Origin of the sequence: Brucella sp. RRSP16 (genome assembly GCF_052246815.1) — a bacterium.
In the GTDB taxonomy this organism is placed as follows: Bacteria; Pseudomonadota; Alphaproteobacteria; order Rhizobiales; family Rhizobiaceae; genus Brucella; species Brucella intermedia.
Window position 1 is genome coordinate 1 of record NZ_JBQQAM010000039.1, and the last position, 2,581, is coordinate 2,581.

The following is a 2,581-nucleotide window of genomic DNA, read 5'->3' on the forward strand; positions in this document are numbered from 1 at the left end:
GCGAACAGCGCGAAGCACAGCATCTTCATCAGGAAGATCGGATACACCATGAAGGGTGCGGCCAGCAGCCCGACAAGGGCAATGCCGAGGATGACGGCCGAGAGGCTGTTGACGGCAGGCGCCTTGCTGTCGCGCGAGGCCGTATTTGCCTTGAGAGCGGTATCAGCCATGTCAGGCCTCCTTCCCGAACAGTCCGGCGGGGCGCACCAGAAGAACGATGGCCATGATGACGAAGATGACGATGCTGGAAGCTTCGGGATAGAAGACCTTGGTGAGACCTTCCGCCAGCCCCAGCACATAGCCGGTGATGATGGCGCCGAGGATCGACCCCATGCCGCCGACCACCACCACGGCAAAGACCACGATGATGATGTTGGAGCCCATCAGCGGGCTGACCTGATAGATCGGCGCGGCCATGATGCCCGCAAGTCCGGCAAGGGCGGCACCGAGCGCATAGGTGAAAGTCAGAAGCAGCGGCACATTGATGCCGAAGGCCTTCACCAGCGTCGGGTTTTCAGTCGCGGCGCGCAGATAGGCGCCGAGCTTGGTCTTTTCGATCAGGAGCCATGTGCCCAGGCAGACGATGAGCGAGGCGACGACCACCCAGGCGCGATAGTTCGGCAGGAACATGAAGCCCAGATTATGTCCGCCCGCAAGCGACGGCGGCACCGCATAGGGCTGGCCTGCCGCGCCATAATAATAGCGGAACGTGCCTTCGATCACGAGCGCCAGGCCGAAGGTGAAGAGCAGGCCATAGAGCGGGTCGAGGTTATAGAGCCGCGACAGCGCCACGCGCTCCACGATCGCGCCGCCCAGCCCGACGATGAGCGGGGCGAGGATCAGCGCCGGCCAGTAGCCGATGCCGAGCCAGCTCAACAGCAGATAGCCGACAAAGGCCCCCAGCATATATTGCGCGCCATGGGCGAAGTTGATGATGCGCAGGAGGCCGAAGATGATGGCAAGGCCGAGGCTCAGCATCGCATAGAAGGAGCCGTTGATGAGGCCGACCAGCAACTGCCCGAGAAGTGCCGGCAAGGGTATTCCAAAAATCATTGTCATTCAGACCCCCAATGCATGCGTGAGTTCTGCCATGCGGGCGGGCAGTTCGGCGGTGGGGAAGTTGTCCGTCACCACGCCATGATCCATGAGGTAGAAGCGGTCGGCGACCTTGGCGGCAAAGCGGAAGTTCTGCTCGACCAGAAGCACGGTCATGCCGCGTTTCTTCAGTTCCACCAGCACATCGCCGATGCGCTGCACGATGACGGGCGCAAGCCCCTCGGTCGGCTCGTCGAGGAGCAGCACCTTGACGCCGGTGCGCAGGATGCGCGCAATCGCCAGCATCTGCTGCTCACCGCCCGACAGCTTGGTGCCGGGGCTGTTGCGGCGCTCATGCAGGTTGGGAAAGAGTTCGTAGATCTCGTCGAGCGACATGGCGCTCTGGCCGTCCCTGGCGACGACCGGCGGCAGAAGCAGGTTTTCGTGCACGTTCAAGGTGGCGAAGATGCCGCGTTCTTCCGGAACAAAGCCCAGACCCGCATAGGCGATGCGGTGCAACGGCACGCGCATGATGTCCTTGCCGTCGAGCGTGATGGTGCCGGTGCGCTTGCGGATGATGCCCATGATGGCGCGCAGCGTCGTCGTCTTGCCGACGCCGTTGCGGCCCAGAAGCGTGATCGTCTCGCCGGGCCAGATGTCGAGGTCGACGCCGTGCAGGGCATGGCTTTCGCCATACCAGGCATTGAGCCCGCGCACGGACAATAGCGGTTGGCCTCTATTCATGTTCGGTTCCCATATAGGCGGTGCGCACGCGCTCGTCCTTCGAGACGGCGGCGTAATTGCCGGAGGCAAGTATTTCGCCGCGTTGCAGCACCGTGACGTGGTGGGCAATGTCGGCCACCACCTTGAGATTGTGTTCGACCATCAGCACCGCGCGGTCCTTCGCCACATCGGCGATGAGGGCGGCGATGGTATGGACGTCCTCATGGCCCATGCCGGCCATCGGCTCATCGAGCAGCAGCACCTTGGGATCGAGCGCCAGCGTGGTGGCGATCTCCAGCGCGCGCTTGCGGCCATAGGACAGGTCGGCGGCCAGCGCATGACGGGCGTCGGCAAGGCCGACGCGCTCCAGAAGCGAAATCGCCTGCGCGTCGAGCCGGTCGAGCGCCGACAGCGGACGCCAGAACTGCGTGGCAAGCCCGTTGGGGCGCTGCAGCGCGACCTTGACGTTTTCCAGCACCGTCAGATGCGGAAAGGTTGCCGAAATCTGGAACGAACGCACCAGCCCCATGCGCGCCACCCGGGCCGGATCGGCTCTGGTGATGGTTTCGCCCAGAAGCGTGATCTCGCCGCTCGACGGCTGCAGGAATTTGGTCAGGAGGTTGAACACGGTCGTCTTGCCCGCGCCATTCGGCCCGATCAGCGCGTGAACGCGGGCATGTTCCACATCGAGATCGACGTTCCTCACCGCGTGAAAGCCGCCAAACGACTTGCCCAGTCCGCGCGCCGACAGAACCGTCCGGCCGCCGGATGCGCCGCCATCGTCCGGCCCTGCTTCATGCAGGGCCGTCATATTGCCAGTTGC

3 protein-coding genes and 1 pseudogene are annotated in these 2,581 nt (G+C 63.7%); all 4 read right to left on the reverse strand.

What is annotated here, in order from left to right:
• Nucleotides 1-170, reverse strand: a pseudogene (locus ACS5UA_RS22730) (branched-chain amino acid ABC transporter permease); the annotation flags it as partial.
• 1 nt (nt 171) lies between these two features.
• A complete protein-coding gene (locus ACS5UA_RS22735; protein ID WP_443101879.1) occupies nt 172-1,059 on the reverse strand; it encodes a branched-chain amino acid ABC transporter permease in 888 nt (295 codons plus the stop codon).
• Nucleotides 1,060-1,779 (reverse strand): ABC transporter ATP-binding protein, encoded by a 720-nt coding sequence (locus tag ACS5UA_RS22740; protein WP_006467528.1) that lies wholly within the window; start codon nt 1,777-1,779, stop codon nt 1,060-1,062.
• Nucleotides 1,772-2,569 (reverse strand): ABC transporter ATP-binding protein, encoded by a 798-nt coding sequence (locus ACS5UA_RS22745; RefSeq protein ID WP_112701577.1) that lies wholly within the window; start codon nt 2,567-2,569, stop codon nt 1,772-1,774. Before ACS5UA_RS22745 ends, ACS5UA_RS22740 begins: the two co-directional genes overlap by 8 nt.
• Nucleotides 2,570-2,581: the final 12 nt, after the last annotated feature.

Coding starts and splice junctions, on each gene's coding strand:
- ACS5UA_RS22735 (WP_443101879.1), bottom strand. CDS start 1,059: ATGACAATGATTTTTGGAATACCCTTGCCGGCACTTCTCGGGCAGTTG.
- ACS5UA_RS22740 (WP_006467528.1), bottom strand. CDS start 1,779: ATGAATAGAGGCCAACCGCTATTGTCCGTGCGCGGGCTCAATGCCTGG.
- ACS5UA_RS22745 (WP_112701577.1), bottom strand. CDS start 2,569: ATGACGGCCCTGCATGAAGCAGGGCCGGACGATGGCGGCGCATCCGGC.